The 25,680-nt window shown below is 72.1% G+C and carries 24 protein-coding genes and 1 riboswitch; of the genes, 12 read left to right on the forward strand and 12 right to left on the reverse strand.

Features of this window, described 5'->3' with window-relative positions; all coding sequences use genetic code 11:
* Positions 1-53 precede the first annotated feature (53 nt).
* Genes ACQEWB_RS12990 through rsmH form a run of 3 tightly spaced genes read right to left on the reverse strand, consistent with a single transcriptional unit; the run spans position 54 to position 3,532 of the window.
* Entirely contained in the window at positions 54-2,018 is a 1,965-nt protein-coding gene (locus ACQEWB_RS12990; RefSeq protein ID WP_432830308.1) for a peptidoglycan D,D-transpeptidase FtsI family protein, read from the reverse strand.
* A gap of 5 nt (positions 2,019-2,023) precedes the next feature.
* Positions 2,024-2,527: a septum formation initiator family protein gene (locus ACQEWB_RS12995; protein WP_432830310.1), complete on the reverse strand. Its 504-nt coding sequence runs from the start codon at positions 2,525-2,527 to the stop codon at positions 2,024-2,026.
* Positions 2,528-2,572: 45 nt separating this feature from the next.
* Complete coding sequence (rsmH, locus tag ACQEWB_RS13000; protein ID WP_432830312.1) at positions 2,573-3,532, reverse strand: 16S rRNA (cytosine(1402)-N(4))-methyltransferase RsmH; 960 nt, start codon at positions 3,530-3,532, stop codon at positions 2,573-2,575.
* A gap of 270 nt (positions 3,533-3,802) precedes the next feature.
* Between rsmH and ACQEWB_RS13005 the strand changes: the two genes are divergently transcribed.
* The 4 genes from ACQEWB_RS13005 to ACQEWB_RS13020 all read left to right on the forward strand — a co-directional run bounded on the left by ACQEWB_RS13005 (position 3,803) and on the right by ACQEWB_RS13020 (position 9,608).
* Positions 3,803-4,411, forward strand: a complete 609-nt coding sequence (locus ACQEWB_RS13005; RefSeq protein ID WP_432830314.1) for a beta-class carbonic anhydrase — start codon at positions 3,803-3,805, stop codon at positions 4,409-4,411.
* Positions 4,412-4,660: 249 nt separating this feature from the next.
* Positions 4,661-5,701, forward strand: coding sequence for an AAA family ATPase (locus ACQEWB_RS13010; protein ID WP_432830316.1), 1,041 nt, complete (start codon positions 4,661-4,663; stop codon positions 5,699-5,701).
* Positions 5,701-7,092: a DUF58 domain-containing protein gene (locus ACQEWB_RS13015; RefSeq protein WP_432830318.1), complete on the forward strand. Its 1,392-nt coding sequence runs from the start codon at positions 5,701-5,703 to the stop codon at positions 7,090-7,092. The genes ACQEWB_RS13010 and ACQEWB_RS13015 overlap by 1 nt, the downstream gene beginning before the upstream one ends.
* Complete coding sequence (locus tag ACQEWB_RS13020; RefSeq protein ID WP_432830320.1) at positions 7,089-9,608, forward strand: transglutaminase TgpA family protein; 2,520 nt, start codon at positions 7,089-7,091, stop codon at positions 9,606-9,608. Before ACQEWB_RS13015 ends, ACQEWB_RS13020 begins: the two co-directional genes overlap by 4 nt.
* A gap of 192 nt (positions 9,609-9,800) precedes the next feature.
* Here the strand turns inward: ACQEWB_RS13020 and ACQEWB_RS13025 are convergent, their stop codons facing one another.
* The 3 genes from ACQEWB_RS13025 to ACQEWB_RS13035 form a co-directional block, all read right to left on the reverse strand.
* On the reverse strand, positions 9,801-10,202 hold the full coding sequence (locus ACQEWB_RS13025) for a DUF3040 domain-containing protein (RefSeq protein WP_432830322.1): 402 nt from the start codon (positions 10,200-10,202) through the stop codon (positions 9,801-9,803).
* Positions 10,203-10,481: 279 nt separating this feature from the next.
* Positions 10,482-11,252 (reverse strand): methyltransferase, encoded by a 771-nt coding sequence (locus ACQEWB_RS13030; protein ID WP_432830324.1) that lies wholly within the window; start codon positions 11,250-11,252, stop codon positions 10,482-10,484.
* A gap of 196 nt (positions 11,253-11,448) precedes the next feature.
* The gene (locus tag ACQEWB_RS13035; RefSeq protein ID WP_432830326.1) at positions 11,449-12,015 is read right to left on the reverse strand and encodes an SAV_6107 family HEPN domain-containing protein; all 567 of its coding nucleotides are present in this window, start codon (positions 12,013-12,015) and stop codon (positions 11,449-11,451) included.
* Positions 12,016-12,187: 172 nt separating this feature from the next.
* On the opposite strand from ACQEWB_RS13035, the gene ACQEWB_RS13040 reads away from it, so the two are divergent.
* The 5 genes from ACQEWB_RS13040 to ACQEWB_RS13060 all read left to right on the forward strand — a co-directional run bounded on the left by ACQEWB_RS13040 (position 12,188) and on the right by ACQEWB_RS13060 (position 18,247).
* Positions 12,188-12,925 carry an ATP-binding cassette domain-containing protein gene (locus ACQEWB_RS13040; protein WP_432830328.1) on the forward strand — a complete coding sequence of 246 codons (738 nt, stop codon included), beginning with the start codon at positions 12,188-12,190 and terminating at the stop codon, positions 12,923-12,925.
* Positions 12,897-14,981 (forward strand): YhgE/Pip family protein, encoded by a 2,085-nt coding sequence (locus ACQEWB_RS13045; protein ID WP_432830330.1) that lies wholly within the window; start codon positions 12,897-12,899, stop codon positions 14,979-14,981. Before ACQEWB_RS13040 ends, ACQEWB_RS13045 begins: the two co-directional genes overlap by 29 nt.
* Before the next feature lie 50 nt (positions 14,982-15,031).
* Positions 15,032-15,667, forward strand: coding sequence for a TetR/AcrR family transcriptional regulator (locus ACQEWB_RS13050; RefSeq protein ID WP_432830332.1), 636 nt, complete (start codon positions 15,032-15,034; stop codon positions 15,665-15,667).
* A gap of 404 nt (positions 15,668-16,071) precedes the next feature.
* Positions 16,072-16,686: a DUF4126 domain-containing protein gene (locus ACQEWB_RS13055; protein WP_432830334.1), complete on the forward strand. Its 615-nt coding sequence runs from the start codon at positions 16,072-16,074 to the stop codon at positions 16,684-16,686.
* Positions 16,687-16,732: 46 nt separating this feature from the next.
* The gene (locus ACQEWB_RS13060; protein ID WP_432830336.1) at positions 16,733-18,247 is read left to right on the forward strand and encodes a phytoene desaturase family protein; all 1,515 of its coding nucleotides are present in this window, start codon (positions 16,733-16,735) and stop codon (positions 18,245-18,247) included.
* Between the two features lie 31 nt (positions 18,248-18,278).
* On the opposite strand, the gene ACQEWB_RS13065 is transcribed toward ACQEWB_RS13060, so the two are convergent.
* The 6 genes from ACQEWB_RS13065 to ACQEWB_RS13090 all read right to left on the reverse strand — a co-directional run bounded on the left by ACQEWB_RS13065 (position 18,279) and on the right by ACQEWB_RS13090 (position 23,235).
* Complete coding sequence (locus ACQEWB_RS13065) at positions 18,279-19,271, reverse strand: hypothetical protein (protein ID WP_432830338.1); 993 nt, start codon at positions 19,269-19,271, stop codon at positions 18,279-18,281.
* Positions 19,272-19,327: 56 nt separating this feature from the next.
* Positions 19,328-20,251, reverse strand: a complete 924-nt coding sequence (gene metF, locus ACQEWB_RS13070; protein WP_432830340.1) for a methylenetetrahydrofolate reductase [NAD(P)H] — start codon at positions 20,249-20,251, stop codon at positions 19,328-19,330.
* 147 nt (positions 20,252-20,398) lie between these two features.
* Entirely contained in the window at positions 20,399-21,055 is a 657-nt protein-coding gene (gene thiE / locus ACQEWB_RS13075; RefSeq protein ID WP_432830342.1) for a thiamine phosphate synthase, read from the reverse strand.
* Positions 21,056-21,181: 126 nt separating this feature from the next.
* Positions 21,182-21,553 carry an Rv2175c family DNA-binding protein gene (locus ACQEWB_RS13080; protein ID WP_356016102.1) on the reverse strand — a complete coding sequence of 124 codons (372 nt, stop codon included), beginning with the start codon at positions 21,551-21,553 and terminating at the stop codon, positions 21,182-21,184.
* A gap of 65 nt (positions 21,554-21,618) precedes the next feature.
* Complete coding sequence (locus ACQEWB_RS13085) at positions 21,619-22,848, reverse strand: NAD(P)/FAD-dependent oxidoreductase (RefSeq protein ID WP_432830344.1); 1,230 nt, start codon at positions 22,846-22,848, stop codon at positions 21,619-21,621.
* Between the two features lie 45 nt (positions 22,849-22,893).
* Complete coding sequence (locus tag ACQEWB_RS13090) at positions 22,894-23,235, reverse strand: hypothetical protein (protein WP_432830346.1); 342 nt, start codon at positions 23,233-23,235, stop codon at positions 22,894-22,896.
* A gap of 53 nt (positions 23,236-23,288) precedes the next feature.
* A riboswitch (TPP riboswitch) is annotated at positions 23,289-23,400 on the forward strand.
* Between ACQEWB_RS13090 and thiO the strand changes: the two genes are divergently transcribed.
* From thiO to ACQEWB_RS13105, 3 genes are all read left to right on the forward strand, one after another.
* Positions 23,398-24,552 carry a glycine oxidase ThiO gene (gene thiO / locus ACQEWB_RS13095; RefSeq protein WP_432830348.1) on the forward strand — a complete coding sequence of 385 codons (1,155 nt, stop codon included), beginning with the start codon at positions 23,398-23,400 and terminating at the stop codon, positions 24,550-24,552. It overlaps the preceding riboswitch by 3 nt.
* Positions 24,549-24,749, forward strand: coding sequence for a sulfur carrier protein ThiS (gene thiS / locus ACQEWB_RS13100; protein WP_432830350.1), 201 nt, complete (start codon positions 24,549-24,551; stop codon positions 24,747-24,749). The genes thiO and thiS overlap by 4 nt, the downstream gene beginning before the upstream one ends.
* Positions 24,750-24,752: 3 nt before the next feature.
* Positions 24,753-25,547, forward strand: a complete 795-nt coding sequence (locus ACQEWB_RS13105; protein WP_432830352.1) for a thiazole synthase — start codon at positions 24,753-24,755, stop codon at positions 25,545-25,547.
* Positions 25,548-25,680 lie beyond the last annotated feature (133 nt).

Raw genomic sequence — 25,680 nt, forward strand, 5'->3', positions numbered from 1 at the left:
GGCGGAGTCGGAAGTGATCATGGTCACGGAGCGTTCCTGGCTGGTTGCGCTGATCAGGGCGTGAAGCTGACGGGCAGGTTCGCGGCCTTCGCCCCGGTGGGCGGGACCTGGAGGGTCTTCAGGGCGAACTCCATCACCTGCTTGTAGATGGGTCCGCAGATCTGGCCGCCGAAGTAACTGCCGCTGGTGGCGTTCTGGATGGCGCAGTAGACGGTGATCCGGGGGTTGTCCGCGGGCGCGAATCCGGCGAACGACGAGGTGTATCCGCGGTACTTGCCGGTGGCCGGATCCACGCGGTTGGCCGTACCCGTCTTGCCCGCGACCCGGTAGCCGGGGATGCGCGCCTTGGTGCCGGTGCCCTCCTGGTCGTCCACGACCGACTCCAGCATCTGGGCGAGCTCCTTCGCCGTCTTGGCGCTGACGACCCTTGTCTTCTTGGGCGTCGCGGCCGGTGTGAAGCGCCCGTCGGGTCCCTTGGTGCCGCGCACGAGCGTGGGTTCGACGCGCACGCCGCCGTTGGCGATCGTCGAGTAGACGGACGCCGCCTGGATCGCGTTGATCGACACGCCCTGGCCGAAAGGAATCGTGTACTGCTGCGAGGTCGACCACTTGTCGGGCGGCGCGAGGATGCCCTTGGTCTCGCCCGGGAAGTCGAGCCCGCTGTAGCTGCCGAGGCCGAATTTGCGCAGGTACTTGTAGAGGACCTTGTTGGCCTGCGCCTGGGTCTTGCCGAGCTGGCCGGTGGCCTCGATGGTGCCGATGTTGCTGGACTTGGCGAGCACGCCGTTGAGCGTGAGGTTCCAGGTGGCGTGGTCGATGTCGTCCTTGAAGAGCCGGTCGCCGCGGTGCAGCCGGTTCGGCACGACGACATGCGTCAGCGGCGTGGCGACGTTCTCCTCCAGTACGGCGGCCATCGACATCACCTTCGCGGTGGAGCCGGGCTCGTAGGCGTCCTCGACGGCCCAGTTGTGCAGGGCATCGGGGTCCGCCTCGGACAGGTCGCCCGGGTCGAAGCCGGGCGAGTTGGCCATGGCGAGGATCTCGCCGGTGCGGGTGTCCTGCACTATCACGTACCCGCGATCGGCCTTGGACTCCTTCACCTGCTCGGTGATCGCGTTCTGCGCGGCCCACTGGATGTCGCGGTTGATGGTGAGCTCGACGTCGCTGCCGGGCACCGCGGGCGTCTCGGTGGAGCCCGCGGTGGGGATCAGGCGGCCGCCGGACTGGGCGTAGCGGATCTTGCCGTCCTTGCCGGTGAGCTCCGAGTTGAGCTCCTGCTCGATGCCGCCGCCGCCCTTGCCGTCGTCGTTGACCCAGCCCAGTATCCCGGCGGCGAGGTCGCCGTTGGGGTACACGCGCTTGCTGCTGGGGTCGGCGAAGACGCCGGCGAGGGCGTTGACGGTGGACTTGTCGGTGTCCGCCTTCGTGTTGAGCGCGGACTTGAGGTCCTTGATCTGCGTCCAGACCTGGGGGGTCTGGCGGCGGGCGAGCAGCACGTAGCGCAGCGCCTTGTTCGCCGGCCGGAGCTTCTTGACGATCGAGTCCTGGTCGACGCCGAGGATCGGGGCGAGCAGCGCCGCCGCCTGCTCGGGCCCGTCGTCGACCTTCAGCTGCTTGCTGGTGAACATTGTGGGGTCGGCGGTGATGTCGTACGCGTCCACGCTGGCCGCGAGGGCCACGCCGTCGCGGTCGGTGATGCCGCCGCGCTCGGCGGCCAGGGTGTGCACGACGTACCGGTTCTGCTCGGCCTGGGCGGCGTAGGTGCTCGCGTCGACGGCCTGCACCTGGAGCAGCCGTACGACGAAGGCGATCAGCACCAGGGTCAGCGCGAGGCTGACCATGCGCAGCCGGGGGCGGGGGCTGCCCAGGCGCAGGAGGTTCGGGGCGGCGGGACGGGCCGCTGCCGGGCGGCGGGCCGGCGGACGGGCGCCGGGGCCCGGGCGCCGCTGACCGGCGGCGGGGCGGGCGGGGCGCGCGGGGCCGGGCACCCGGCGGCGCGGCGGTTCCCTGTCGGACACTTCCGTCACCTGCCGGGGGTCGTGGTCGGAGTGGGCGTGGGCGTGACCGCGGGGGTGGGCGTGGGGGCGGCGGCCGGGCTGTGGGTGATGGTCTCCGGCGGGCGCAGGGCCAGCGGGATCTGCACGGCGGACTGCTGGGCGGCGGCCGAGGGGACGCCCTTCACGGTGCCGTTCGGGTTCAGGAAGGCGGGGTCGCCGCCGGGGACCATGCCGAGCTCGCGGGCGCGGCGCTGGAGGGCGTCCGGCGCGGAGTAGGAGTCGATGTCCCGCTGGAGCGCCTGTTCCTCGTCGGTGAGGTTCTTGGTGTCCTTCTGGAGGTCGTCGAGCTTGAACGAGCCTTCGCTGAGCGCGGAGTTCAGTACCAGGAGCCCGATCAGGCCGCCGCCCAGGAGGAGCACGACGAGGAGGACGAAGGGAGTGCGGGCCGCCTGCGGGCCGGAGCCCGACGGGCCCGGGAAGAGGCGCGCGAGACGGGCCGCGCGCCCCCTCAGTTCGGGTTTCCTACTCACCGGACCTCCAGTGAGTCCGGTTTCCCAACCCGCTCGCTGCCCGCATCACTCACTCACGTCCTCCCTGATGCGCTCGGCCCCGCGCAGTCGCGCCGGTGCCGCCCGCCGGTTCTCGGCGACCTCGTCCTCGGTGGGAAGTTCGGCACCACGCGTGAGCAGCTTGAGCCGGGGCTGGTACTGCTCGGGCACGATCGGCAGCCCTGGGGGCGCGGTGTTGGCGGCGCCGGCCGCGAACACCTGCTTGACCAGGCGGTCCTCCAGCGAGTGGTACGACAGCACGGCGATCCGTCCGCCGACGGCGAGCGCCTTCACCGCGGCCGGGATCGCCCGCTCCAGGACGGACAGCTCGCCGTTGACCTCGATACGCAGGGCCTGGAAGGTGCGCTTGGCCGGGTTGCCGCCGGTGCGCTTGGCGGCCTGCGGCAGCGAGTCCCGGATCAGCTCGACGAGCCGCGCGCTGTTGCCGAACGGCTCCTTGTCCCGCTCGCGCACGACGGCGGCGACGATCCGCTTGGCCTGCTTCTCCTCGCCGTACGCGCGCAGGATGCGGACGAGCTCGCCGGCCGGGTAGGTGTTGAGGACCTCGGCGGCGCTGATGCCGGTCGTCTGGTCCATCCGCATGTCGAGCGGCGCGTCCTGGGCGTAGGCGAAGCCGCGGTCGGCCTCGTCGAGCTGCATGGAGGAGACACCGAGGTCGAACAGGACACCCTGCACGCGCGCGATGCCGAGCCGGTCGAGTACGTCCGGGAGCTCGTCGTAGACGGCGTGCACCAGGGTGGCCCGCTCACCGAAGGGCGCGAGTCGCTCGCCGGACAGGCGCAGCGCCTCCTTGTCGCGGTCGAGGGCGACCAGGTGGGCCTCGGGGAACTGCTGGAGCAGGGCCTCGCTGTGGCCGCCGAGGCCGAGCGTGCAGTCGACGACCACCGATCCGGGCCGCTCGAGGGCGGGGGCCAACAGGTCCAGGCACCGCTGGAGCATCACCGGGACGTGTCGACTCTGGCTCAAGGGGCCCTCTCAGATCCGGCGGGCCCGCACCGCCGGGGTCCCCGCCCGCGGGGAGATTCCGGCGCAGCGGCCGGGGTCTCCTGGGGATTTCAGTCCAGCAGGAACAGCCTCGCCTCCCGCTTCGCGTCACTTTAGTCCACGGTGTCTCGCGGTCAATCAACCGGCCTGCGCGTCGCGCCCCGGCGTGCGTGCGAAGCGGCAAACCAGGGAAAATCACCCTGACGGCTCCACCTCCGCCACCTATGTGGGTTACCTCACAAGAGGACCGTGATGACGCTCTTTTCCCGCTCTCACAGGCAGACCGGATCGCATGTGACCAGTAACGTCATAGCTATGACGACTTCTGCATCCGTACCCACCGAGTCCGAAGGCGCCATACGCGGCGGCACCGTCACCGACCGTCTCGTCGATGCCAACGGACGATATGCCGCCGAGTTCACCGACCCCGGGATGGACGCCCGTCCCGTCCTGCATGTCGCGGTCGTGGCCTGCATGGACGCCCGTCTCGACCTGCACGCGGCGCTCGGCCTGGAGCTGGGCGACTGCCACACCATCCGCAACGCGGGCGGTGTGGTCACCGACGACGTGATCCGCTCGCTCACCATCAGCCAGCGCAAGCTCGGCACCCGCAGCATCGTCCTCATCCACCACACGGGCTGCGGCCTGGAGGCGATCACCGAGGACTTCCGCACCGAGCTGGAGATGGAGGTCGGCCAGCGCCCCGCCTGGGCGGTGGAGGCCTTCCGGGACGTCGACCAGGACGTACGCCAGTCCATGCAGCGGGTGCGCACCTCGCCGTTCCTGCTGCACGCCGACGACGTGCGCGGCTTCGTCTTCGACGTGCGGACGGGCCTGCTGCGCGAGATCGACCCGGCGTAACCGGGTCGCGTAACCCGCCCCGGCCCTTCTCGTTTTTCGCAAATCCCGCGCATGCTGGAGCCCAAGCACCGTAAAACCCGACATAGCGCAGCCAGTTGTCCACAGTCGAGTGACACGAAACGGTAACGGCAGCAAGAATGCGGGTGTGGCGTCACGCGGAACTTTTCACGCGTGGTGTCCGTGATTCGGGGTGGGCCGGTCCGCACAGCAAGCGTCGGCCCGGAGAAAGAACGGGCCGAGGAGGGCCGGGTGACGACCTATGACGATCGAGCGAGCCTTACAGATCTGACTGCCACTGTGGAGCGGGTCCGCAGTTCGGTGGAAGGAGTGATCGAGGGCAAGCCCGAGGTCGTGCGGCTTTCGCTGACCGTACTGCTCGCCGAGGGACATCTTCTGATCGAGGACGTTCCGGGCGTGGGCAAGACCATGCTCGCCAAGGCGCTGGCGAAGTCCATCGACTGTTCGGTGCGGCGCATTCAGTTCACCCCGGACCTGCTGCCCTCGGACATCACAGGTGTGTCCATCTGGGACCAGCAGCGGCGGGAGTTCGAGTTCAAACCGGGCGCGATCTTCGCGCAGATCGTGATCGGCGACGAGATCAACCGCGCCTCGCCGAAGACCCAGTCCGCGCTGCTGGAGTCCATGGAGGAGCGGCAGGTCACCATCGACGGGCACACCTATGAGCTGCCCAGCCCCTTCATGGTGGTGGCCACGCAGAACCCGGTCGAGATGGAGGGCACCTATCCGCTGCCCGAGGCGCAGCGGGACCGCTTCATGGCCCGGGTCTCCATCGGCTACCCCAGCGCGGAGGCCGAGCTTCAGATGCTCGACATCCACGGCGGGGTGAACCCGCTGGACGACCTCCAGCCGGTGGCGCACGCGCACGACATCGTGAAGCTGGTCGAGGCCGTGCGGGGCGTGCATGTCGCCGACTCGGTCCGGCGGTACGCGGTGGACCTGGTCGCGGCCACGCGCAGCCACCCGGACCTCAGACTCGGCGCCTCCCCGCGCGCGACGCTGCACCTGCTGCGCGCGGCGAAGGCGTCGGCGGCCCTGAGCGGCCGGGAGTACGCCCTGCCGGACGACGTGCAAGCGCTTGCCGTGGCCGTCCTGGCACACCGCCTGCTGCCCACCGCGCAGGCCCAGCTGAACCGGCGCACCTCGGAGCAGGTCGTGCAGGAGATCCTCCAGCGCACCGCGGTGCCCGCGGCGCCCCAGCAGCAGAGCGGCTTCGGCGGCCTCGGTCACGGCACGCCGGCATACGGCCAGCAGCCGCCGCGGAGGCTGTGATGACCTCCGGGGCGACCGGGCAGGCGGACGCCGACCGCGGCGAGAAGGGCGGCGTCCGGACGGCTCTGGCGGGCCTGACCACCCGCGGTCGCTCCTTCCTGGCGGCCGGCATCGCGGCCGCCATCTGCGCCTACGTCCTCGGGCAGAGCGACCTGCTCAGGGTCGGCCTGCTGCTCGCCGTGCTGCCCCTGGTGTGCGCGCTGTTCCTGTACCGCACGCGCTACCGGGTGGCCGGCAGCCGCCGTCTCTCCCCCGCGCGCGTGCCCGCGGGCAGCGAGGCCCGCGTCCATCTGCGGATGGACAACGTCTCGCGGCTGCCCACGGGCCTGCTGATGCTCCAGGACCGAGTGCCGTACGTCCTCGGCCCCCGGCCCCGTTTCGTCCTCGACCGGGTCGAGCCGGGCGGCCGCCGCGAGGTCTCCTACCGTGTCCGCTCCGACCTGCGCGGCCGCTATCCGCTGGGCCCGCTCCAGCTGCGCCTGACCGACCCGTTCGGCATGTGCGAGCTGACCCGGTCCTTCTCCTCGTACGACACCCTCACGGTGATCCCGCGTGTGGAGGCACTGCCGCCGGTGCGGCTGAGCGGGGAGTCGAAGGGGTACGGCGACGGCCGGCAGCGTTCGCTCGCCCTGGCCGGCGAGGACGACGTGATCCCCCGCGGGTACCGCTACGGCGACGACCTGCGCCGGGTCCACTGGCGCCTGACCGCCCGCTACGGCGAGCTGATGGTGCGCCGTGAGGAGCAGCCCCAGCGGGCCCGCTGCACGGTGCTGCTGGACACCCGCGGCATCGCCTTCCAGGGCGCGGGCCCCGACTCGGCCTTCGAATGGTCGGTGTCCGGCGCGGCGTCCGTGCTGGTGCACATGCTCGAACGCGGCTTCTCCGTCCGGCTGTTGACGGACACCGGCAGCTCGGTGCCCGGCGAGGGCGCGGACGGTTTCGCGGGCGCGAGCCAGGAGACGGCCGACTCGGCCGGGCTGATGATGGACACCCTCGCGGTGGTCGACCACTCCGACGGCGCGGGCCTGTCCCGTGCGTACGACGTGCTGCGCGGCGGGAACGAGGGGCTGCTGGTCGCCTTCTTCGGCGACCTCGACGAGGAACAGGCCACGGTGGCCGCCAAGATGCGCCAGCGCAGCGGGGGCGCGGTCGCGTTCCTGCTGGACAGCGGCGCGTGGGTGCGGGAACCGACCGATGTGCCCGGCCCGTTGGACAGGCGTGAGGAGCGGCTGCGGATGCTGCGGGAGGCGGGCTGGACGGCCCTGAGCGTGCCGCGCGGCGCCTCGCTGAGCGAGCTGTGGCGGCAGGCGGACCGCGAGCGCGCGGGCCTGGCCGCGACGGGCGGGACGACCGCCGCGAGCGGTACGAGCGGTGAGGGGGCGGGGTCATGAGCGGGCGGGCACGACTGGCGCTGGGCGCCTGGGCGGCCACGCTGATGGCGGCCTGCGCCCTGCTGCCGCTGGTCTCCCCGGCCACCTGGATCCTTCAGGCGGCCTTCCTGCTGGGCGTGCAGTCGGCCGTGGGCGCGCTGACCCGGCGGGTGCCGCTGGCCCGGCCGCTGACGGTGGCGGCACAGGCGCTGGTCACCCTGCTGATCCTGACCCTGGCCTTCGCCCGGCAGCAGGCCTTCCTCGGGATCGTCCCGGGCCCCGAGGCCTTCCAGCACTTCGCCGACCTGCTCCAGCAGGGAAGCGACGACATCGCCCGGTACGCGATCCCGGCACCCCTGGAATCCGACGGCATACGGCTGATGCTGCTCGGCGGGGTCCTGATCATCGGGCTCGCGGTGGACACCCTCGCGGTGACCTTCCGCAGCGCGGCCCCGGCCGGACTGCCCCTGCTCGCGCTGTACTCGGTCGCCGCGGGGCTCTCCGACGGCGGCGCCGACTGGCTGTGGTTCCTGGTCGCGGCGGGCGGCTATCTGATGCTGCTGCTCGCCGAGGGCCGGGACCGGCTCTCCCAGTGGGGCCGCGTCTTCGGCGGGGCGCCACGCACGCCCGGCGGGGAGCCGGGACCGGTGGCGCCGGTCCGCACCGGGCGGCGCATCGGCGTGCTCGCGCTGGGCATCGCCCTCGTCGTGCCGGTCGCGCTGCCCGCGATGAACGGCGGGCTGCTGGACGGCGCCGGCACGGGCGTGGGCTCGGGCAACGGCAGCGGGGGCACGATCTCCGCGGTGAACCCACTGGTGTCGCTGCGCGACAGTCTGAACGTGGACCAGGACCGCCAGGTCCTGACCCTGAAGACCAACACGAACGACATCTCGGACCTGTATCTGCGGATCGTCTCCCTGGACGACTTCGACGGCAGCACCTGGAAGCCGTCCAAGCGGCACATCACCTCCGTGCCCGACAAACTCCCGACCCCGACGGGTCTCGGCCCCGACGTCAAGCGCGCGGAGATCGAGACCCGTATCTCCGCCGCCGACTGGTACGCCCAGGACTGGCTGCCGATGCCGTACCCGCCCAGCGATGTGAACGTCAGCGGCAAGTGGCGCTACGAACCGGTGGGCATGACGCTGGTCGGCGACCACGGCGAGACCACGCGCGGCAAGACGTACCTGGTCAAGAGCCTCGACGTGCAGCCGACGGCGGAGCAGTTGGCCGACGCGCCGGAGCCGTCCGCCGCCATGAGGCGGGAGTACACCCGTCTGCCGAGTTCGGTGCCGGCCGTGGTGGCGAAGACCGCCCGCCAGGTCACCGAGGGCGCCACCAACCACTACGAGCAGGCGGTCAAGCTCCAGGAGTACTTCGCCTCGACCGGCGGCTTCCAGTACAGCACCCAGGTGCAGGTGGGCACCGGCCCGAACGCGATCGCCAAGTTCCTGAAGGACAAGGAGGGCTTCTGCGTCCACTTCTCCTTCGCGATGGCGGCGATGGCCCGCAGCCTGGGCATACCGGCCCGGGTCGCGGTGGGCTTCGCGCCCGGTTCCCCGCAGGCCGACAAATCGATCACGGTGGGCCTGAAGGACGCCCACGCCTGGCCCGAGCTGTACTTCGAGGGCGTGGGCTGGACCCGCTTCGAGCCGACCCCGACCCGGGGTGTGGCCCCTTCGTACACGCAGTCGGACAGCACGGGCAGCACCCTCCCGGACGTCACGCAGCCCTCCACGTCGGCCGGTTCGTCGGCCTCGGCGGCCCCGTCGGCGAGCACCAGCTGCTCGTCGCAGGACCGGAAGCTGGAGGCGTGCAGCGAGGCCCTGCCGCTGGACACGGGCAAGCCGGGTGACAGCGGCCCGCCGTGGTACCAGATCACCGGCTGGGTGCTGCTCGGCCTCCTGGTGGTCGCCGCACCGCTGCTGCCCATGCTGTGGCGGCTGCGCCGGCGTTCGGTACGGCTGGCCTCGGCCCAGCACGCCTCGGCCGGCCGGACGCCGGCCGGAGCGGGCCGGGCCCGGGGCCCCGGCCGAGGGTCCACGGACGTCGACATGGAGTCCCCGCCGATGGCGGTGGAGGCGGACGAGCGGTACGCCGCCGAGGTGGCCGCCGGGCACGTCCTGGCCGTCTGGCGGGAGCTCACCGACACCGCCTGGGACTACGGCATCACACCGGACGACGCGCTCACCCCGCGCAAGGCGGCGGCGCGGATCGTGCGGCTGGGGCAACTGGACCCGGCCACCGCGGAGTCGGTGCACCGGGTGGCGAGCGCGGTGGAGCAGGTGCTGTTCTCGCCGCGGCCGCACGCCGTGCCAGGGCTGGCCGACGAGGTCCGCAGGATGCGGGCGGCGCTGCGGTCCCAGGTCAGCTGGGCCACCCGGGTCCGTGCGGTGGTGGCGCCCCGCTCGGCCGTCCGCGCGGTCTGGGACCTCATGGACCGCTGGACGGCCGTCAAGGCCGGCGCCGCCGAGCGCTGGGCAGCGACACTGACGCGGCTGCGGCGACCGGCCGGCGAGCAGAGCCAGAGCGGCTGACGGACCGGGCCCGCCTCCTTGAAGGGGGCGGGCCCGGCCTCAGAGCGGGCCCGGCCTCAGAGCGGGCCCGGCCTCAGAGCGGGCCCGGCCTCAGAGCGGCCCCAGCTGCAGAGCGGCGCCGTCTTCAGGGCATACGTGAGGGGGTGACCACCCGGGTGGTCACCCCCTCAACCGCTGTGGGAGCCGGGGCGGCTACTGGCCGCCCTGCTGTTCGTCTCGGCGGCGCTGCCAGCGCTGCTCGATACGGTCCATCATGGAGCGCTTCTGCCGTGCCTGACGGCGCGCGTGCGGAGCGGCACCACCGGCGGGCTGCTCGCCCGGCTTGGGTGCCTTGCGCCAGCCGGTGACGGCGAGCACCGCACACCCCAGCATGACGAGGAAACCCACCACACTGAGCCAGACCTGCTTGGCGACCATTCCAGCCATGAGGAGCGCGATACCCACGAGAAAGCCGGCGACCGCCTGATACACCCGCCGCCGGGTGTACGTACGCAGCCCGCTTCCCTCAAGCGCTGTCGCGAACTTGGGATCTTCGGCGTACAGCGCTCGCTCCATCTGCTCGAGCATGCGCTGCTCGTGCTCAGAGAGCGGCACGGAGTCCTCCTCATTCGTGCAGTCGCCGGGGGCGACCCGGGGGGTCCCTTCAGGATAGGCAGGGAATCGCCCCCGTGAAACCCGCCCCTCTGCGCCAATTGGCCAACCGGAATCCGCCATGGACGTCCCGGCCCGCTGAATCTTCCATTCCCCAGCGGCCGACCCGTCATGCCGGGTGATCTCCTTCGATCATACGGCGCCGAGCCCCCGTTCGGGGGGCCTGTGGCGTACTCCATCCGCAGCCAACGCGCTGATCAGCGGCTCGCCTCGGGAGGCCGCTCAGGCCTCGGCGGCCCCCTGGGTCTCACCGAGCACGTGGAGCTGGGTGGCGACGGAGTGGAACGCGGGCAGCTCGGCCGCCGCCTCCTCCAGTTTCAGCAGCGCTTCCAGGGCGCCGGGCTCGGTGTCGACGAGCACGCCCGGGACGAGGTCGGCGAAGACCCGCACGCCGTGCACGGCGCCGACCCGCAGGCCGGCGCCCTCGACCAGCGCGGTGAGCTGCTCGGCGGTGAAACGGCGCGGCACGGGGTCGCCGTCGCCCCAGCGGCCGTCCGGGTCGCCGAGCGCCTGCCGGGCCTCCTTGAAGTGGCCGGCCAGCGCCCGCGCGAGGACGGCGCCGCCGAGGCCCGCGGCGAGCAGGCTGAGGACGCCCTCGGGGCGCAGGGCGGCCACCACGTTGCGCACGCCCTCGGCCGGGTCGTCGACGTACTCCAGGACGCCGTGGCACAGCACCACGTCGTGGGCGCCCCGCTCGACCACGTCGAAGAGGCCGTGGGCGTCGCCCTGGACGCCCCGGACGCGGTCGGCGACACCGGCCTCGGCGGCGCGGCGCTCCAGCGCGAACAGCGCGTTCGGGCTGGGGTCGACGACGGTGACCTGGTGGCCGAGGCGGGCGAGCGGCACCGCGAAGTTGCCGCTGCCGCCTCCGGCGTCGAGGACGTCCAGCGCCTGGCGTCCCGTGGCCTTGACCCGTCGGTCGAGGGCGTCCTGGAGGACCTCCCAGACGACGGCGGTACGAAGGGAGGCGCGGGGTCGCATCGGGTCCGACACGGCAGTTGACTCCTCGGCGCGGCACCGCCTGTTGCACGGCGGAGCGAACGGGCTGCCTCCCCCGGCCCGGGGTGCGGGAGGAGAGGCTTCAGGCGCCCTCCACCCTATTGCCTGCGCCACCGCACCTGGTCACTCCGGTGCCGCGGCCCGCGGAACGTCTCGTACCGCGGACGGGACCAGAGGTCGAGCAGGTGGTTCAGCCCGTGTCCGGTAAGTCGCGGTCCGGTTCCGGGCCGGGCTGCGGGTGGTCGGGGTCGTGGCGGGGCTGCGGCAGGACCGGCTGGAGGACGAGCATGCGCTCGACGAGGCGCAGGAACATCGCCACGTCGCGCATCAGGTCGTCGGCGTCCCGGCGGCTGGCCGCGCCCTGGATACCTGCCTCGGCCCGGGCGCGGCGCCGGGCCCCGGAGGCGAACAGCACGCTCCACTCGGCGAGTTCGGGCGCTATTTCGGGGAGCACTTCCCAGGCGCTCCGGATGCGTGCGCGGCGTCGCTCGGAGGTCTCCGGGCGCCCTCGCGCGGCAAGCACGGCGGCGGCGGTGCGCAGGGCGGCGAGGTGGGCGGTGGCATAGCGCTCGTTGGGCGTTTCGAGGACGGCGGCCTCGTCCAGGCCGGCGCGGGCCTGGGCGAGCAGGTCGAGGGCGGCGGGCGGCGCGGCGGCCCGGCGCAGCACGGGGTGGACGTCGCTCGCCGGGCCGGTCAGTGAGGGGGCAGGGCCGGTGGCACGGCGCCGGCGCGCGGCTGCTGCGTGATAGCTGGCCATGACGAACCTCCTGTCTCTGCGTGACGGCATGCCCGCATTCGGGTAGCCGTATGTCCCCATCGTGCGGTATGGCACTGACAATCCGTTCTGACCTGCGGTTTTGCTTCGATCTAAGGTTCGGAGTAGTTTTTGCACTGACCAGTCAGTTCAAATTCAGTCTCATATCCAGGGGATGGGGGGAACCGTGCCCGGAACCGGTGTCACGGCCCACGGCCTCGGGCTCAGGGGCCCGCGCGGCTGGGCCTTCCGCGACGTCACGTTCGCCGCGGAGCCCGGCTCGCTGATCGCGGTCGAGGGACCTTCCGGGTCCGGCCGTACCTGCCTGCTGCTCGCGCTCACGGGCCGCATGAAGGCCACCGAGGGCGCGGCCGAGGTGGGCGAGTGGAAGCTGCCCAAGCAGTTGGCGGCCGTACGCCGGGTGAGCGGGCTCGCGCACGTCGCCGGGGTCACCGACCTCGAACCGGCGCTGACCGTCGGCGAGCACCTGCACGAACGGGCCCTGTTGCAACGGCGGTTCGGCGACTCCCTGCGGGGGCTGCTGAAGCCGCGTGCCGAGCGCACGGCCGAGGCGAAACTGCGGATCGACACCGCGCTGACCGCCGCCGGGCTCGACCGGGCGGCCCTGCCCAAGGGCTCCCGGACCGCCGTAAGAGACCTGGAACGCCTTGAGGCGGTACGTCTGTCCATCGCGCTCGCCCTGCTCGGCCGTCCCCGGCTCCTCGGCGTCGACGACACCGACCTGAAGCTCTCGGACGCCGAACGGGCCGAGGTGTGGGCGCTGTTGAGGTCGATCGCCGAGTCCGGGACCACCGTCGTGGCGGTGTGCAGCGAGGCACCGGAGGACACCGTCGTCGTAAGCACCGCGGAGAAGGAGAGGGCCGATGCGCTCGCCCAAGCTGGCCGCTCTTGAGCTCAGGCGCTTCGGCCGGGGGAAGTTGCCGAGGGCCGCGCTCGTCGCGCTCCTGGTGCTGCCGCTGCTGTACGGCGCGCTCTACCTGTGGTCGTTCTGGGACCCGTACGGCCGACTGGACCGGATCCCCGTGGCGCTCGTCAACGACGACAAGGGGGCGACCGCCGACGGCAAGGAGATCGCGGCCGGTGACGACATCACCGAGGGGCTGCGCGAGAGCGATGTCTTCGACTGGCACGAGGTGAGTGCGAGCGAGGCACGCGCGGGCGTGGAGGACGGCAGGTACTACCTGTCGCTCACCATGCCGGCCGACTTCAGCCGGCGGATCGCCTCCAGCGCGGGCGGCTCTCCGGAGACGGGCGCACTCCAGGTGCGTACGAACGACGCGAACAACTACATCGTCGGGCAGATCTCGCGGACCGTCTTCAGCGAGGTGCGGACGGCCGCGTCCACCAAGGCGTCGCGGTCCTTCCTGGACCGGATCTTCATCTCGTTCTCCGACATCCACGGCGCGACCGTGAAGGCCGCCGACGGCGCCGACCGGCTCAAGGGCGGCATCGGGAAGGCCGAGAAGGGTTCGAAGGACCTCGCGGACGGGCTCAAGGACGCCAAGGACGGCAGCGGCGCGCTGTCCAAGGGGTTGAAGAAGCTCAACACGGGCGCGGGCGACCTGGAGGACGGTTCGCGGCAGGTCGCCGACGGCACGCAGACGCTGGCCGACAAGGTCAACGCGGTCGACGACAAGGTGGGCCCGTTCATCAAGGGCAACGAGAAGACCATTGGGGACACCGCCCAGTTGGTGGCCGACTCCTCGAAGGCCATCCGCGACAACCTCGACATCCTGGTGAAGTCGGCCCCGACGGCCGCCAAGGGCGCGCACGCGGCCTCCAAGGTGTTGAACGACGTCTATGGAGCGCGCTGCGAGAACGCCGTACTGCCGGACCCGGCCTGTGCCGACCTCAAGAGGGCCAAGGTCGCGGCCGCGGACGTGGCGGTGGTCGCCGACGACCTGAACACGCTGATCGGCGACCAGCACGGCGACCTGAAGAGGCTCGACGCCGACCTCGCCACCCTCCAGAAGCAGGCCCAGGCGCTCGCCGACCGCGCCCCGCATCTCTCCGAGGACCTCCAGGACGCCGTCACCAAGGTCAACAAGTTGAACGCGGGTGCCGGGAAGGTCGCCGCGGGCGCCAGGAAGCTGCACTCGGGGCTCGGCACCGCCACCACCGGCGCGGCCGAACTCGACACGGGCGTCGGCAAGCTGAAGACGGGCGCCGAGGACCTCAACGGCGGCATGTTCAAGCTCGTCGACGGCTCCGGGAAGCTCGCGGGCGGACTGCACGACGGGGCCGGCAAGATCCCCGACTACGACAAGAAGGACCGCGACCGGCGCACCGAGGTGATGGCGGATCCGGTCCGGCTGGTCTCCAAGGACCTGCACAAGGCGCCCAATTACGGCACCGGGTTCGCCCCGTACTTCATCCCGCTGTCCCTGTGGGTGGGCGCCATGGTGGCGTACATGCTGATCGCGCCGATGAACCGGCGCGCGCTCGCCACGGGCGCCCCCGGGTGGCGGATCGCGCTGGCGGGCTGGCTTCCGGTGGTGGCGATCGGCGTGCTTCAGACGGTGGCGCTGATGTCGGTGCTGCACTGGGCGATCGGCCTGGAGATGGCCCGCGCGGCCGGGACGGTCGGCTTCCTGTTCCTGGTGACGGCGTGCTTCGCGGCGATCGTGCAGTGGCTGAACGCGCGCTTCGGGGCGGCGGGACGGATCCTCGTACTCGCCCTGCTGATGCTCCAGTTGACGTCCGCGGGCGGCACCTACCCCGTGCAGACCAGCCCGGGCTTCTTCAACGCGCTCCACCCCTTCCTGCCGATGAGTTACGTCGTGGGGGCCCTCAGGAGGCTCATCACGGGCGGTGGGCTGGGACCCGTGTGGCACGCGTGCGTGGTGCTCGTCGCGTTCACCGCGGGCGCGCTCGCGCTGACCGCGCTGTCGGCCCGCCGGCGGCAGGTGTGGACGCTCGATCGGCTTCACCCGGAGCTGAGCCTGTGAAAAGCCCGGTCAGGACCTGTGGAGGTACGGCTCCTGTGACAATCGGGACCATGGAAAGCAGCAGCACCACGCCGGGCGGCAGCACCCGCCGCGAGGCCACCCGGCAGAAGCTCTACGAGGCCGCCGTCACGCTCATCGCCGAGCAGGGCTTCTCCGCCACCACCGTGGACGAGATCGCCGAACGGGCCGGGGTCGCCAAGGGCACGGTGTACTACAACTTCGCGAGCAAGTCCGTCCTCTTCGAGGAGCTGCTGCGGCACGGTGTGGGACTCCTCACCGCCTCTCTGCGGGAGGCGGCGGAGAAGACGGCACGGGACGGGGGCAGCAAGGTCGACGCCCTGGACGCGATGATCCGCGCGGGTCTCGTCTTCATCGACCGCTACCCGGCCTTCACACAGCTGTACGTGGCCGAGCTGTGGCGCACCAACAGGGCCTGGCAGTCCACGTTGATGGTGGTCCGTCAGCAGGCGGTGGCGGTCGTCGAGGACGTGCTGCGCGAGGGCATCGAGAACGGCGAGTTCAGCGACGAGATCGACGTCCCGCTGACCGCTTCGGCACTGGTCGGCATGGTCCTGGTGGCCGCCCTGGACTGGCAGTCCTTCCAGCCCGAGCGCTCCCTGGACGACGTGCACGCGGCGCTGTCCCGGCTGCTCCAGGGGCGTGTGAGCGGGCGCGGCAACCGCTGAGCACACGCGTGACCGCACACGCGTGACCGCACACGAAAGCGCCGGTCCGTTGTGGCCGCGTCCCCCGCGGGCCACCTCGAACCGGCGCCTTCTCGTGCTCCCCCGTTTTCTCTTTTCCCCCGTGTCCCCCCGTTGGGACCCCCGTATCGGTCGTTCCCCCGGGTTCCCCCGTGCCTCGCTCCCGCCGACGACTGCCGGCGGAAGGAGCGGATCGTGGGCGGCCCCGTTCCGGCGCCCCGTGTCGCCGGTGCCGGAGCCGTGCCCCTTTCCGTGTCTCCACTCTCTCGTTCGCGCAGGTCGGGCCCCATCCGCGCGCGTACTCAACTCACCCACTAGGTACGGATACTCAGCCGTGCGCACTCACCCCCAGGACGCTCTGTTGCCGACTGGTTACGATCGCCCCCGTGTCCGTACTCCCTTTGGTCTTCACCAGCGGCTGGGCCAGCGGTGTCAACGCCTACGCCGTGGTGCTGCTGCTCGGCGTCTTCGGCGCGACCGGCGTGAGCGACGACGTCCCGGCGGCCCTGCAACGCCCTGAGGTGCTCGTCACAGCGGGCGTGCTCTTCCTCTGCGAGGCGGTCGCCGACAAGATCCCGTACGTCGACTCGGTGTGGGACTCGGTGCACACCGTGATCCGGCCGGTGGCGGGCGCCTGGGTCGGGGCGCTGCTCGCCGGGCACAGTGGTTCCCTCAACGACGTGGTGGCCGGCCTGGTCGGCGGTTCGACGGCGCTGGCCAGCCACACCGTCAAGGCCGGGACGCGGATGGCGGTGAACACCTCGCCGGAGCCGTTCAGCAACATCGTGCTGAGCTTCGCCGAGGATCTCGGGGTCGCCGGGATCGTGTCCTTCGCGATGTTCCACCCGCTGGCCGCGGCGGTCGTCGCGGCGGTGCTGCTGGCGACCGGCCTGATCGTGCTGGTGTTCCTGATCTCCCGGATCCGGCGCTTCTGGCGCCGCCGGGCCCAGCGCCGGGAGGAGCGCCGGCTCGCGGCGCAGGTGGGACGGCCGCCCGGCTGACGGCCGCCGGACCGGACTGTCAGTGGCGGCCGATAAAGTCGCAGGCATGGGACGGATTGCGGTGATCGGCGCCGGCTTGGGTGCGATGGCGGCTGCCGCCCGGCTGGCCGTCGCGGGCCATCGGGTGACGGTGTACGAGCGTGCGGAGACGTACGGCGGTGCGGTGCGCCGGTTCGAGCGGGACGGGTTCGGCTTCGACACCGGTCCCGGGCTGCTGACGCTCCCCGCGGTCTGGCGCGATCTGTTCGTCAAGACCGGCAAGGAGCCGCTGGAGGACTGCGTCGAACTGGTCCAGGTCGACCCGTCCTCGCGGCACGTTTTCGCGGACGGCACGGAGGTGTCGCTGCCGAACGCCTCGCGCGCGGGCGTGGTCGCGGCTCTGGACGAGGCGCTCGGGGCGGGGGCCGGGGAGCGCTGGGGCGACTTCCTGGTGCGGGCCCGCGAGGCCTGGGACCGTACCCGCAGACCCCTCCTCGAGGAGCCTCTGTGGCCGAACTGGTCGGTGCTGGCGGAACAGGAGCCGTATCCGTCGGTCCCGCACAAGCGGCTGCTGCGCACGCGCCGGGCGGCCACGCTCGCCGAGGTCGCCGCCTGGGAGCTGCGGGACGAGCGGCTCGCGGCACTCCTGGAGAGCCAGGCGCTCGCATACGGCCTCGATCCCCGGACCGCACCGGCGAGCGCGGCCGTGCTGCCGTACATGGAGCACGCCTTCGGGACCTGGTATGTGCGGGGTGGGACACGGGAGTTGGCTCGGGCGGTGTACGAGCGGTGCGTGGCCCGCAGGGTGGAGTTCCGCTTCGGCGCCGAGGTGACCGGGGTGCTGGAGAAGGACGGCCGGGCGGCGGGCGTGGAGCTGGCCGACGGTGCGGTCGCGGAGGCGGACTTCGTGGTCGCCGGAGTCGCGCCCGAGGTACTGAGCCGCTGTGTGCGCGGGTCGGCGGTGCGGGATGTCGGCGAGGTCCCGCCGCAGCGCCGGCTGCCGAGCCGGATGACAGTGTTGCTGGCGCTGCGCGGCGGGCGCCCGGAGGGGGTGGCGCATCGGACGGTCGTGCATGCGGAGGACCGTGAGCGGGAGCTGGACCTGCTGTTCGGTGCCCCCGCCGGGTTCGACGGACGTCCCACGCTCACCGTTCTGCGACCGGACGATCCACAGCTGGTCCCGGACTCCGGTCATGAGGCGGTCGCCCTCACCTCGGTGGTGCCCGCGCGGCCCGAGGGGAGCCAGGCGGAGCCGGAGTCCGTCGAGCGGCACGCCGAACAGCTGATCGCCGCCGCCGAACGTGCCGTACCGGATCTGCGCGAGCGCCTTCTCTGGCACGAGGTACGCACCCCGGCCCACATCGCCGAGGCGACCGGCGCGCCGGACGGAGCCGTACCGGCGCCTTCGCTCGCCGCGGCCGACGGGCGCCTGCTGCATCCCGCGAACACCACCGCGGTCCCCGGCCTGTTCACCGCGGGCGGCTGGTCCCATCCCGGCGGTGGCCTCCCGCACGCCGGGATGTCGGGTGCGCTGGTGGCCGGCCTGATCGTGGAGGGACTGGAGTTCAAGGGCTCGCAGTGAGCTTCCGGCCCTCGGTGAAGCCGAGGAATCCTCAGAAGCGGTACTGCTGCTCGTCGTAGCCGTTGCCCTGGGACTGCTGCTGGCCGTTGCCCTGGTACGGGTACTGCTGTTCCGGCGGGAGTTCGCCGCCGTAGGTCTCGTCCGAGCGCTGCTGCGGGACCCAGACCCCGCCGGCCGGGGTGGTCTCGCCGCCGCCGTACTGGCCGGTGGCGTACTGGTCCTGGCCGTAGCCCTGCTGGTCGTACTGACCATACGTGGCGTCGTAGCCGCCGCCGTAGGTCTGGGTGCCGATGTACGGGTCGGAGTAGGCGGCGTACTGCTGCTGGCCGCCCGCGTCGTAGCCGTACTGCTGCTGGTTGTAGCCGGAGTAGTCGTACCCGTAGTTCTGGTCGGCGCCCTGGGCGGCCGCCGCGTACTGGTCCTGGGTCTGGCCGGCGTTCGCGTAGGACTGGTCGGCGGCGGCGTACGCGGAGTCGTTGTAGACGCCGTACGAGCCGGTGTCGTCGGGCATGGGCTGCGGCTCGTAGACGGACGTGGTCTCGGCGGCCGTGGGCTGTGCGGCGCGGGCCGGGGTGAAGACGTCGTCGCGGTCGTAGTCCTCCTCGGCGCCGTAGGAGGCGCCGTCCTGGCCGAAGGAGCGGGCGTCGCCGTAGCCGCCGTCGGCCGGCTCCAGGTCGGAGACCTCCAGCGTCGGGTCCTGGCGGTCCGCCTTGCCGCGCCGGCGCTTGCTGCTGCCGCCGCCCACGAGCTCGGCGTCGGCTTCGGCGTCCGGGCGCTTGACCGCCCAGCCGGCCGAGAAGCCGCGGCGGAAGGAGAGCGTGACGTATGTCTGGCCGACCGCGAACGCGGCCGCGCCGAGCCCGATGACGACAACCTGTGAGATCAGCACCCCGGCCACGACGCCGAGGAAGCCGGCGAAGGCGAGCAGCCGCCAGCGCAGCCGCGCCTTGTACTGCAGCAGCACTTCACCGAGCAGCCACAGCGCGACGATTCCGAACGCGATGTAGAGGACCGTATAGCCCATGTACGCCCCTCTCCCAGTCGCCGCTACGCAGTGTGTCGTATACCCGTGCGGCCGGTCTAGGCCTGCGGCGGGTGGTGCAGGCCCAGGTTTTCGTAGATTTCCAGCGTCGCCGTGGAGTTGTTGAGCGTGATGAAGTGCAGTCCGGGCACTCCCTCGGCCAGCAGCCGCGCGCAGAACTCCGTGGCGAAGTCAATGCCAATGGAGCGTACAGCGGCCGGATCGTCTTTGGCTGTGAGGATCCGCTCTTTCAGGGCCGCGGGGATCTGCGCGTTGCTGAGCTGCGGGAGCCGCTCGAGCATCTTCACGCTGGTCACCGGCATGACCTCGGGGATAACGGGGGTCGCGCAGCCGGCCGCGGCGACCCGGTCACGCAGTCGCAGATAGGACTCCGGCTGGAAGAACATCTGCGTGATGGCGTAGTCGGCGCCGGCCCGGCACTTGTCGACGAAGCGGGCGACGTCGGTGTCCCAGTCCGCGGAGCGCGGGTGCATCTCCGGGAAGGCCGCGACGCCTACGCAGAAGTCGCCCGCCTCCTTGATGAGGTGGACGAGTTCGGCGGCGTAGGTCAGGCCCTTGGGATGCGCGACCCAGTCGCCCATCGGGTCGCCGGGCGGGTCGCCGCGCACCGCGAGGATGTTGCGGATCCCGGCGTCGGCGTACTGGCCGATGATGTTGCGCAGCTCGGCGATGGAGTGGTTGACCGCGGTGAGGTGGGCGACCGGCGTGAGCGTGGTGTCCGCGACGATCTGCTCGGTCTCCTTGACCGTGCCCGCGCGGGTGGAGCCGCCGGCGCCGTAGGTCACGGAGACGAAGTCGGGGGCGACCGCCTCGACCCTGCGCAGCGCACTCCACAGGTTCCGCTCGCCCTTGGGCGTCTTGGGTGCCGAGAACTCGAAGGAGTACGTCGTCTTGCCCGTGGCGAGCATGTCACGCACGGTGCGTGCGCGATCAGTCCTGGTGGATGCGGTTCCGAGGGCCATACCCGCAGGTTAGTCAGGGGGCGGCGGTCACCCAACCGGATCTCTGAGATTTGCCGGAATTGTCGGCATGTTGTCCATCCCTTGGACAAACATGAGACACCCTCGCGGCACGACGGACGATCCGGGACCGGGCGCTGGGCCCAGGACCTAGGCCTGCCGCAGTCGCTTCGCGAACTCCGCCGCCGCGGCGCCCGGGTCGTCCGCCTCGGTGATCGCGCGGACGGCCACGACCCGGCGGGCGCCGGCCGCCAGCACCTCGTCGAGGTTGTCGAGGTCGATGCCGCCGATGGCGAACCAGGGGCGGTCGGCGCCGAGGCCGGCGGTGTACCGGACCAGGTCGAGGCCGGGGGCGTGGCGGCCGGGCTTGGTGGGGGTCGGCCAGCAGGGGCCGGTGCAGAAGTAGTCGACGCCCTCCTGGACGGCGGCGGCCGCGGCCTCGGACTCGGCGTGCGTGGAGCGGCCGATGAGGACGTCCCCGCCGAGGATCGCGCGGGCGGCGGGGACCGGGAGGTCGCCCTGGCCGAGGTGGAGTACGTCGGCGGCGGCCGCGTGGGCGACATCCGCCCGGTCGTTCACCGCGAGGAGTCTGCCGTGCCGGGCGCAGGCCTCGGCGAAGACGGCCAGGTGCTCCAGCTCCTCGGCGGCCTCCATGCCCTTGTCGCGCAGCTGCACGATGTCGACACCGCCGGCCAGGACCGCGTCCAGGAACTCGGGCAGGTCGCCCTGGCGCCTGCGGGCGTCCGTGCACAGGTAGACGCGGGCGTCGGCGAGCTCGGCGCGGGCGGTGGCTGCGGTGTCGGACATACGAGGGTCCCCCTGGGTGTCGTTCGATGTCGGCGGCGTACGGGCCGCAGGCCGCACTGATGCGTGGCCGTGGCCCGCGCGGACCCCGGCCCGTACGCCGACGGTGTTCGGATCAGCGTGCTCGGGTCAGACGGCGAGCGCCTGGGCCCGGCGCTTCACCTCCGTGCCGCGATTCTCGCTGAGGGCCTGCGCCGGGGTGCCCGGCAGGCTCTCGTCGGGGGTGAAGAGCCACTCCAGCATCTCTTCGTCGGAGAAGCCGTCGTCCCGCAGGAGCGTCAGGGTCCCGGTGAGGCCCTTGACGACCTTCTGCTCGGCCCCGTCGATGAAGGCGGCGGGGACGTGCAGCGCGCGGTTCTCACCACGGCGTACGGCGATGAGCTGGCCCTCCTTGACCAGCTGTCGCACACGCGTCACCTCGACATCGAGCATCTCTGCGATGTCGGGGAGGGTGAGCCAGGCGGGGACGAGAGCATCGATCTTTGCGTCAATCTCGGTCACGGACACAAGCCTGCCATCCCGCACTGACAGTCGGAAGCCGGACCCGTCCGACCTGGGGTTTCCGGTTAGGCCGTGGCCGCTTTCAGCGGTTTCGCCGGATCCGCCAGCAGCTCCGGGTCCATGAGCGTGCCCGCCTCGATCAGCCGCCTCCCCTGCGCCAGGTCCCGCGGGCGGCCCACCGCCAGCAGGGCGACCAGGCGGTTCTCGCGCAGCCAGCACACCGACCAGGCCCGGCCGGACGGGTCGCCGCGCCACAGGGTCGCGTCGGCGGCGGTGTGGTGGCCGGCGTACTGGACGAAGCGGCCGAACTGCTCGGACCAGAAGTACGGCACGGGGTCGTAGACCGACGCGGGCTCCCCGGTGGCCTCGCCGATGATGTTCGCGGCCACCGTGCGCGGGCCCTGGAGGGCGTTGTCCCAGTGGTGGACCAGCAGGCGCTCGCCGTACCGCCCGGAGGGGAAGGACGCGCAGTCGCCGACGGCGTAGACGTCCGGTGCCGAGGTGCGCAGGTGGACGTCGGCGACGACCTCGCGGTGGACGCCGAGCTCGACGCCGGAGCCGGTCAGCCAGGCGGTGGCGGGGCGGGCGCCGATGCCGACGACGACCGCGCCCGCGGGCACGCGCGTGTGGTCGTCGAGGACGACCGCGCCGGGCTCGATGCGCTCCACGCGCGCGTGCGTACGCAGGACGGCGCCCGCGTCGGCGTACCAGCCGGCCATCGGTGCGGCCACCTCGGCGGGCAGCGCGCCCGCGAGCGGCCGGTCGGCGGCCTCGACGACGGTCACCGCACAGCCCGCCTCGCGCGCGGCGGTGGCGAACTCGGCGCCGATCCAGCCCGCTCCGACGACCACGATGTCGTGTTGCCGCGCGAGCACCGGCCGCAGCCGCTCGGCGTCGTCCAGGGTGCGCAGCAGATGCACCCCGGGCACGCCCTCGGTGCCCGGCAGCATGATCGGTTCGGCGCCGGTGGCGAGGACCAGGACGTCGTACGGCACCGGGCCCACCTCGGTGTCCAGTTCGTGCTCGCCGGGGCGCACGCCCAGGACCTCGCGGCCCAGCCGCAGCTCGATGCCGAGCGCCTCGAAGTCGACGTCGAAGGCGGAGCCCTCGGACTTGCCGAGCAGCACCGCCTTGGACAGCGGCGGCCGGTCGTAGGGCTGGTGGGGCTCGGCGCCGATCAGCGTGACGGTGCCGGTGAAGCCCTGTTCGCGCAGGGCGACGGCGGTCTGGACGCCAGCCATGCCCGCGCCGACCACGACCACCCTCCGCTGCGACTGCGTCGTCTGCTCGCTCACCTGATCACCCTAGCCAACTGACAAATTGTCAGTCAGCAGTCGCGCTCACTCAGTGACCTGCTCCACAACGCTCGTCCCACTGCCGGCCTGCGACTCCCACTCCCAGGTCTCGTCCAGCCGCACCCGCCCGTCCGGCAACTCCACCACCGTCGACACACAGTGCCCCGAGGACGTCGTCCCGTCTCGCTTGAGCTGGACGTACCGGAAGTCCAGCCGGTCACCTGACCGAGTACCCACGAGGTGTCCGCGCACGACGTCGCCGCCCGCGTACTCGGCCCAGATCTCGCCGTCCTTCTCGTGGTAGGTGAACCGCGTGCGCGTACCCACCTGACCTGGGGCCTGGTCGGCGACCGGGGCGAGGACGAGGCCGTCCAGCGAGCGGTGCATGGCGGGAGGCTCCCTTACAGAGGCTCGGCGGGTCGGGCTAGGGTGGCCAACGTACAAGCACTCGCGGGAGCCCGGACGCACCGGGCTGAGAGGGAGGCTGGCGGCCTCCGACCGTACGAACCTGATCCGGGTCATGCCGGCGAAGGGAGGGGCTGGACGCCCATGTCGTCACGTACGTCAGACGTCCTCGTCATCGGGGGCGGAATCATCGGCCTGGTCACGGCCTGGCGGGCCGCGCAGCGCGGGTTCGCCACGGCCGTGGTGGATCCCGAGCCGGGCGGCGGGGCCGCCCAGGTGGCCGCCGGGATGCTGGCCGCGGTCACGGAGCTGCACTACGGCGAGCAGACCCTGCTCGGCCTCAATCTGGCCTCGGCCCGCCGCTACCCGGACTTCGCGGCCGAGCTCGCCGACCTCACCGGCCACGACCTCGGCTACCGCCGCTGCGGCACCCTCGCCGTCGCGCTGGACGCCGACGACCGCGCCCACCTGCGCGAACTGCACACCCTGCAACGGCAGTCGGGCCTGGAGTCCGAATGGCTGTCGGGGCGTGACTGCCGGCGCCTGGAGCCGATGCTCGCGCCGGGCGTGCGCGGGGGGCTCAGGGTGGACGGCGACCACCAGATCGACCCGCGGCGACTGGCACGCGCGCTGGTGGCCGCCTGCGAGCACGCGGGCGTGGTCTTCCACCGCACCTGGGCGGAGCGCTTCGAGGTCGTACGGGACCGGGCCGCCGGCGTCACCACGACCGACGGCACCGAGTTGGGCGCGGGCCAGGTGGTGCTGGCCGCCGGCAGCCTCAGCGGACGGCTTCCGGGCCTCCCGGACGACGTGCTGCCGCCCGTGCGCCCCGTGAAGGGCCAGGTGCTGCGGCTGACCGTGCCGAAGCGCTACGCACCGTTCCTGAGCCGCACCGTGCGCGCGGTGGTGCGCGGCAGCAGCGTCTACCTGGTGCCGCGCGAGAACGGCGAGCTGGTGGTCGGCGCGACCAGCGAGGAGCTCGGCTGGGACACCACGGTCACCGCGGGCGGGGTCTACGAGCTGCTGCGGGACGCTCACGAGCTGGTCCCCGGCATCACCGAGCTGCCCCTGACGGAGACCCGCGCGGGCCTGCGCCCCGGCTCCCCCGACAACGCCCCGCTGCTCGGCCCGACGCAGCTGCCCGGACTCCTGCTGGCCACCGGCCACTACCGCAACGGCGTGCTGCTCACGCCGGTCACCGGCGACGCCCTGGCACACGCCCTGGCCACCGGTGAACTCCCGGACGAGGCCCGCCCGTTCACCCCGAGGCGCTTCGCGCGCGTGGAGCAGCCCGCATGAACATCTCCGTCAACGGAGAGCCGCGCCGGTTCGCCCCCGGCACGGCCCTCGACACCGTCGTACGCGCACTCACCCCGGCCCCGTCCGGAGTCGCCGCCGCCCTGAACGAAACCGTCGTCCCGCGCACCGAGTGGCCGTCGACATCCCTCGCCGAGGGGGACCGCGTCGAGGTCCTCACCGCCGTCCAAGGAGGCTGACCCATGGCCGACGATCCCCTTGTCATCGGCGGTACGTCCTTCACGTCCCGCCTGATCATGGGCACCGGCGGGGCCCCCAGCCTCGACGTCCTGGAGCGCGCGCTGGTCGCCTCCGGCACGGAGCTGACGACGGTCGCGATGCGCCGCGTGGACCCCTCGGTGCACGGCTCCGTCCTGTCCGTCCTGCGGAAGCTCGGCATCCAGGTGCTGCCGAACACGGCCGGCTGCTTCACGGCCGGGGAGGCCGTCCTCACCGCCCGGCTCGCCCGCGAGGCCCTCGGCACCGATCTGATCAAGGTCGAGGTCATCGCCGACGAGCGCACCCTGCTGCCCGACCCGATCGAGCTCCTGGAGGCGGCCGAGACCCTGGTGGACGACGGCTTCACGGTGCTGCCGTACACGAACGACGACCCGGTGCTCGCCCGCAAGCTGGAGGACGTCGGCTGCGCGGCGATCATGCCGCTGGGCTCGCCGATCGGCTCCGGGCTCGGCATCCGCAACCCGCACAACTTCCAGCTGATCGTCGAGCACGCGCGCGTACCCGTGATTCTCGACGCGGGCGCCGGTACGGCCTCGGACGCGGCGCTCGCGATGGAGCTGGGGTGCGCGGGTGTGATGCTCGCCTCGGCGGTGACCCGGGCGCAGGAGCCGCAGCTGATGGCCGAGGCGATGCGGCACGCGGTGGAGGCGGGGCGGCTGGCCCGGCGGGCGGGTCGGATCCCACGGCGCCACTTCGCGGAGGCGTCCTCGCCGACGGAGGGGCTGGCACGGCTGGATCCGGAACGGCCTGCCTTCTGAACCGGTACTGCTGGATCCGGAGCCGACTTCCCTGAACATATGTTCGAGCAGATCCGGACGGCGGTGCGATGTCCGTCACAGCTCGGCTGCAGTACCGCCCCGATCTCACCCGAACCCGGGGCCCTGTCAGTGA

The sequence above is a fragment of the Streptomyces sp. CA-249302 genome (assembly GCF_050936785.1).
GTDB lineage: Bacteria > Actinomycetota > Actinomycetes > Streptomycetales > Streptomycetaceae > Streptomyces.

Excerpts from the sequence above, each read along its gene's own strand:
- ACQEWB_RS13005 (WP_432830314.1), top strand. The coding sequence starts at position 3,803 with ATGACGCTCTTTTCCCGCTCTCACAGGCAGACCGGATCGCATGTGACC.
- ACQEWB_RS13015 (WP_432830318.1), top strand. The coding sequence starts at position 5,701 with ATGACCTCCGGGGCGACCGGGCAGGCGGACGCCGACCGCGGCGAGAAG.
- ACQEWB_RS13020 (WP_432830320.1), top strand. The coding sequence starts at position 7,089 with ATGAGCGGGCGGGCACGACTGGCGCTGGGCGCCTGGGCGGCCACGCTG.
- ACQEWB_RS13035 (WP_432830326.1), bottom strand. The coding sequence starts at position 12,015 with ATGGCCAGCTATCACGCAGCAGCCGCGCGCCGGCGCCGTGCCACCGGC.
- ACQEWB_RS13040 (WP_432830328.1), top strand. The coding sequence starts at position 12,188 with ATGGGGGGAACCGTGCCCGGAACCGGTGTCACGGCCCACGGCCTCGGG.
- ACQEWB_RS13045 (WP_432830330.1), top strand. The coding sequence starts at position 12,897 with ATGCGCTCGCCCAAGCTGGCCGCTCTTGAGCTCAGGCGCTTCGGCCGG.
- ACQEWB_RS13050 (WP_432830332.1), top strand. The coding sequence starts at position 15,032 with ATGGAAAGCAGCAGCACCACGCCGGGCGGCAGCACCCGCCGCGAGGCC.
- ACQEWB_RS13060 (WP_432830336.1), top strand. The coding sequence starts at position 16,733 with ATGGGACGGATTGCGGTGATCGGCGCCGGCTTGGGTGCGATGGCGGCT.
- ACQEWB_RS13065 (WP_432830338.1), bottom strand. The coding sequence starts at position 19,271 with ATGGGCTATACGGTCCTCTACATCGCGTTCGGAATCGTCGCGCTGTGG.
- metF (WP_432830340.1), bottom strand. The coding sequence starts at position 20,251 with ATGGCCCTCGGAACCGCATCCACCAGGACTGATCGCGCACGCACCGTG.
- thiE (WP_432830342.1), bottom strand. The coding sequence starts at position 21,055 with ATGTCCGACACCGCAGCCACCGCCCGCGCCGAGCTCGCCGACGCCCGC.
- ACQEWB_RS13090 (WP_432830346.1), bottom strand. The coding sequence starts at position 23,235 with ATGCACCGCTCGCTGGACGGCCTCGTCCTCGCCCCGGTCGCCGACCAG.
- thiO (WP_432830348.1), top strand. The coding sequence starts at position 23,398 with ATGTCGTCACGTACGTCAGACGTCCTCGTCATCGGGGGCGGAATCATC.
- thiS (WP_432830350.1), top strand. The coding sequence starts at position 24,549 with ATGAACATCTCCGTCAACGGAGAGCCGCGCCGGTTCGCCCCCGGCACG.
- ACQEWB_RS13105 (WP_432830352.1), top strand. The coding sequence starts at position 24,753 with ATGGCCGACGATCCCCTTGTCATCGGCGGTACGTCCTTCACGTCCCGC.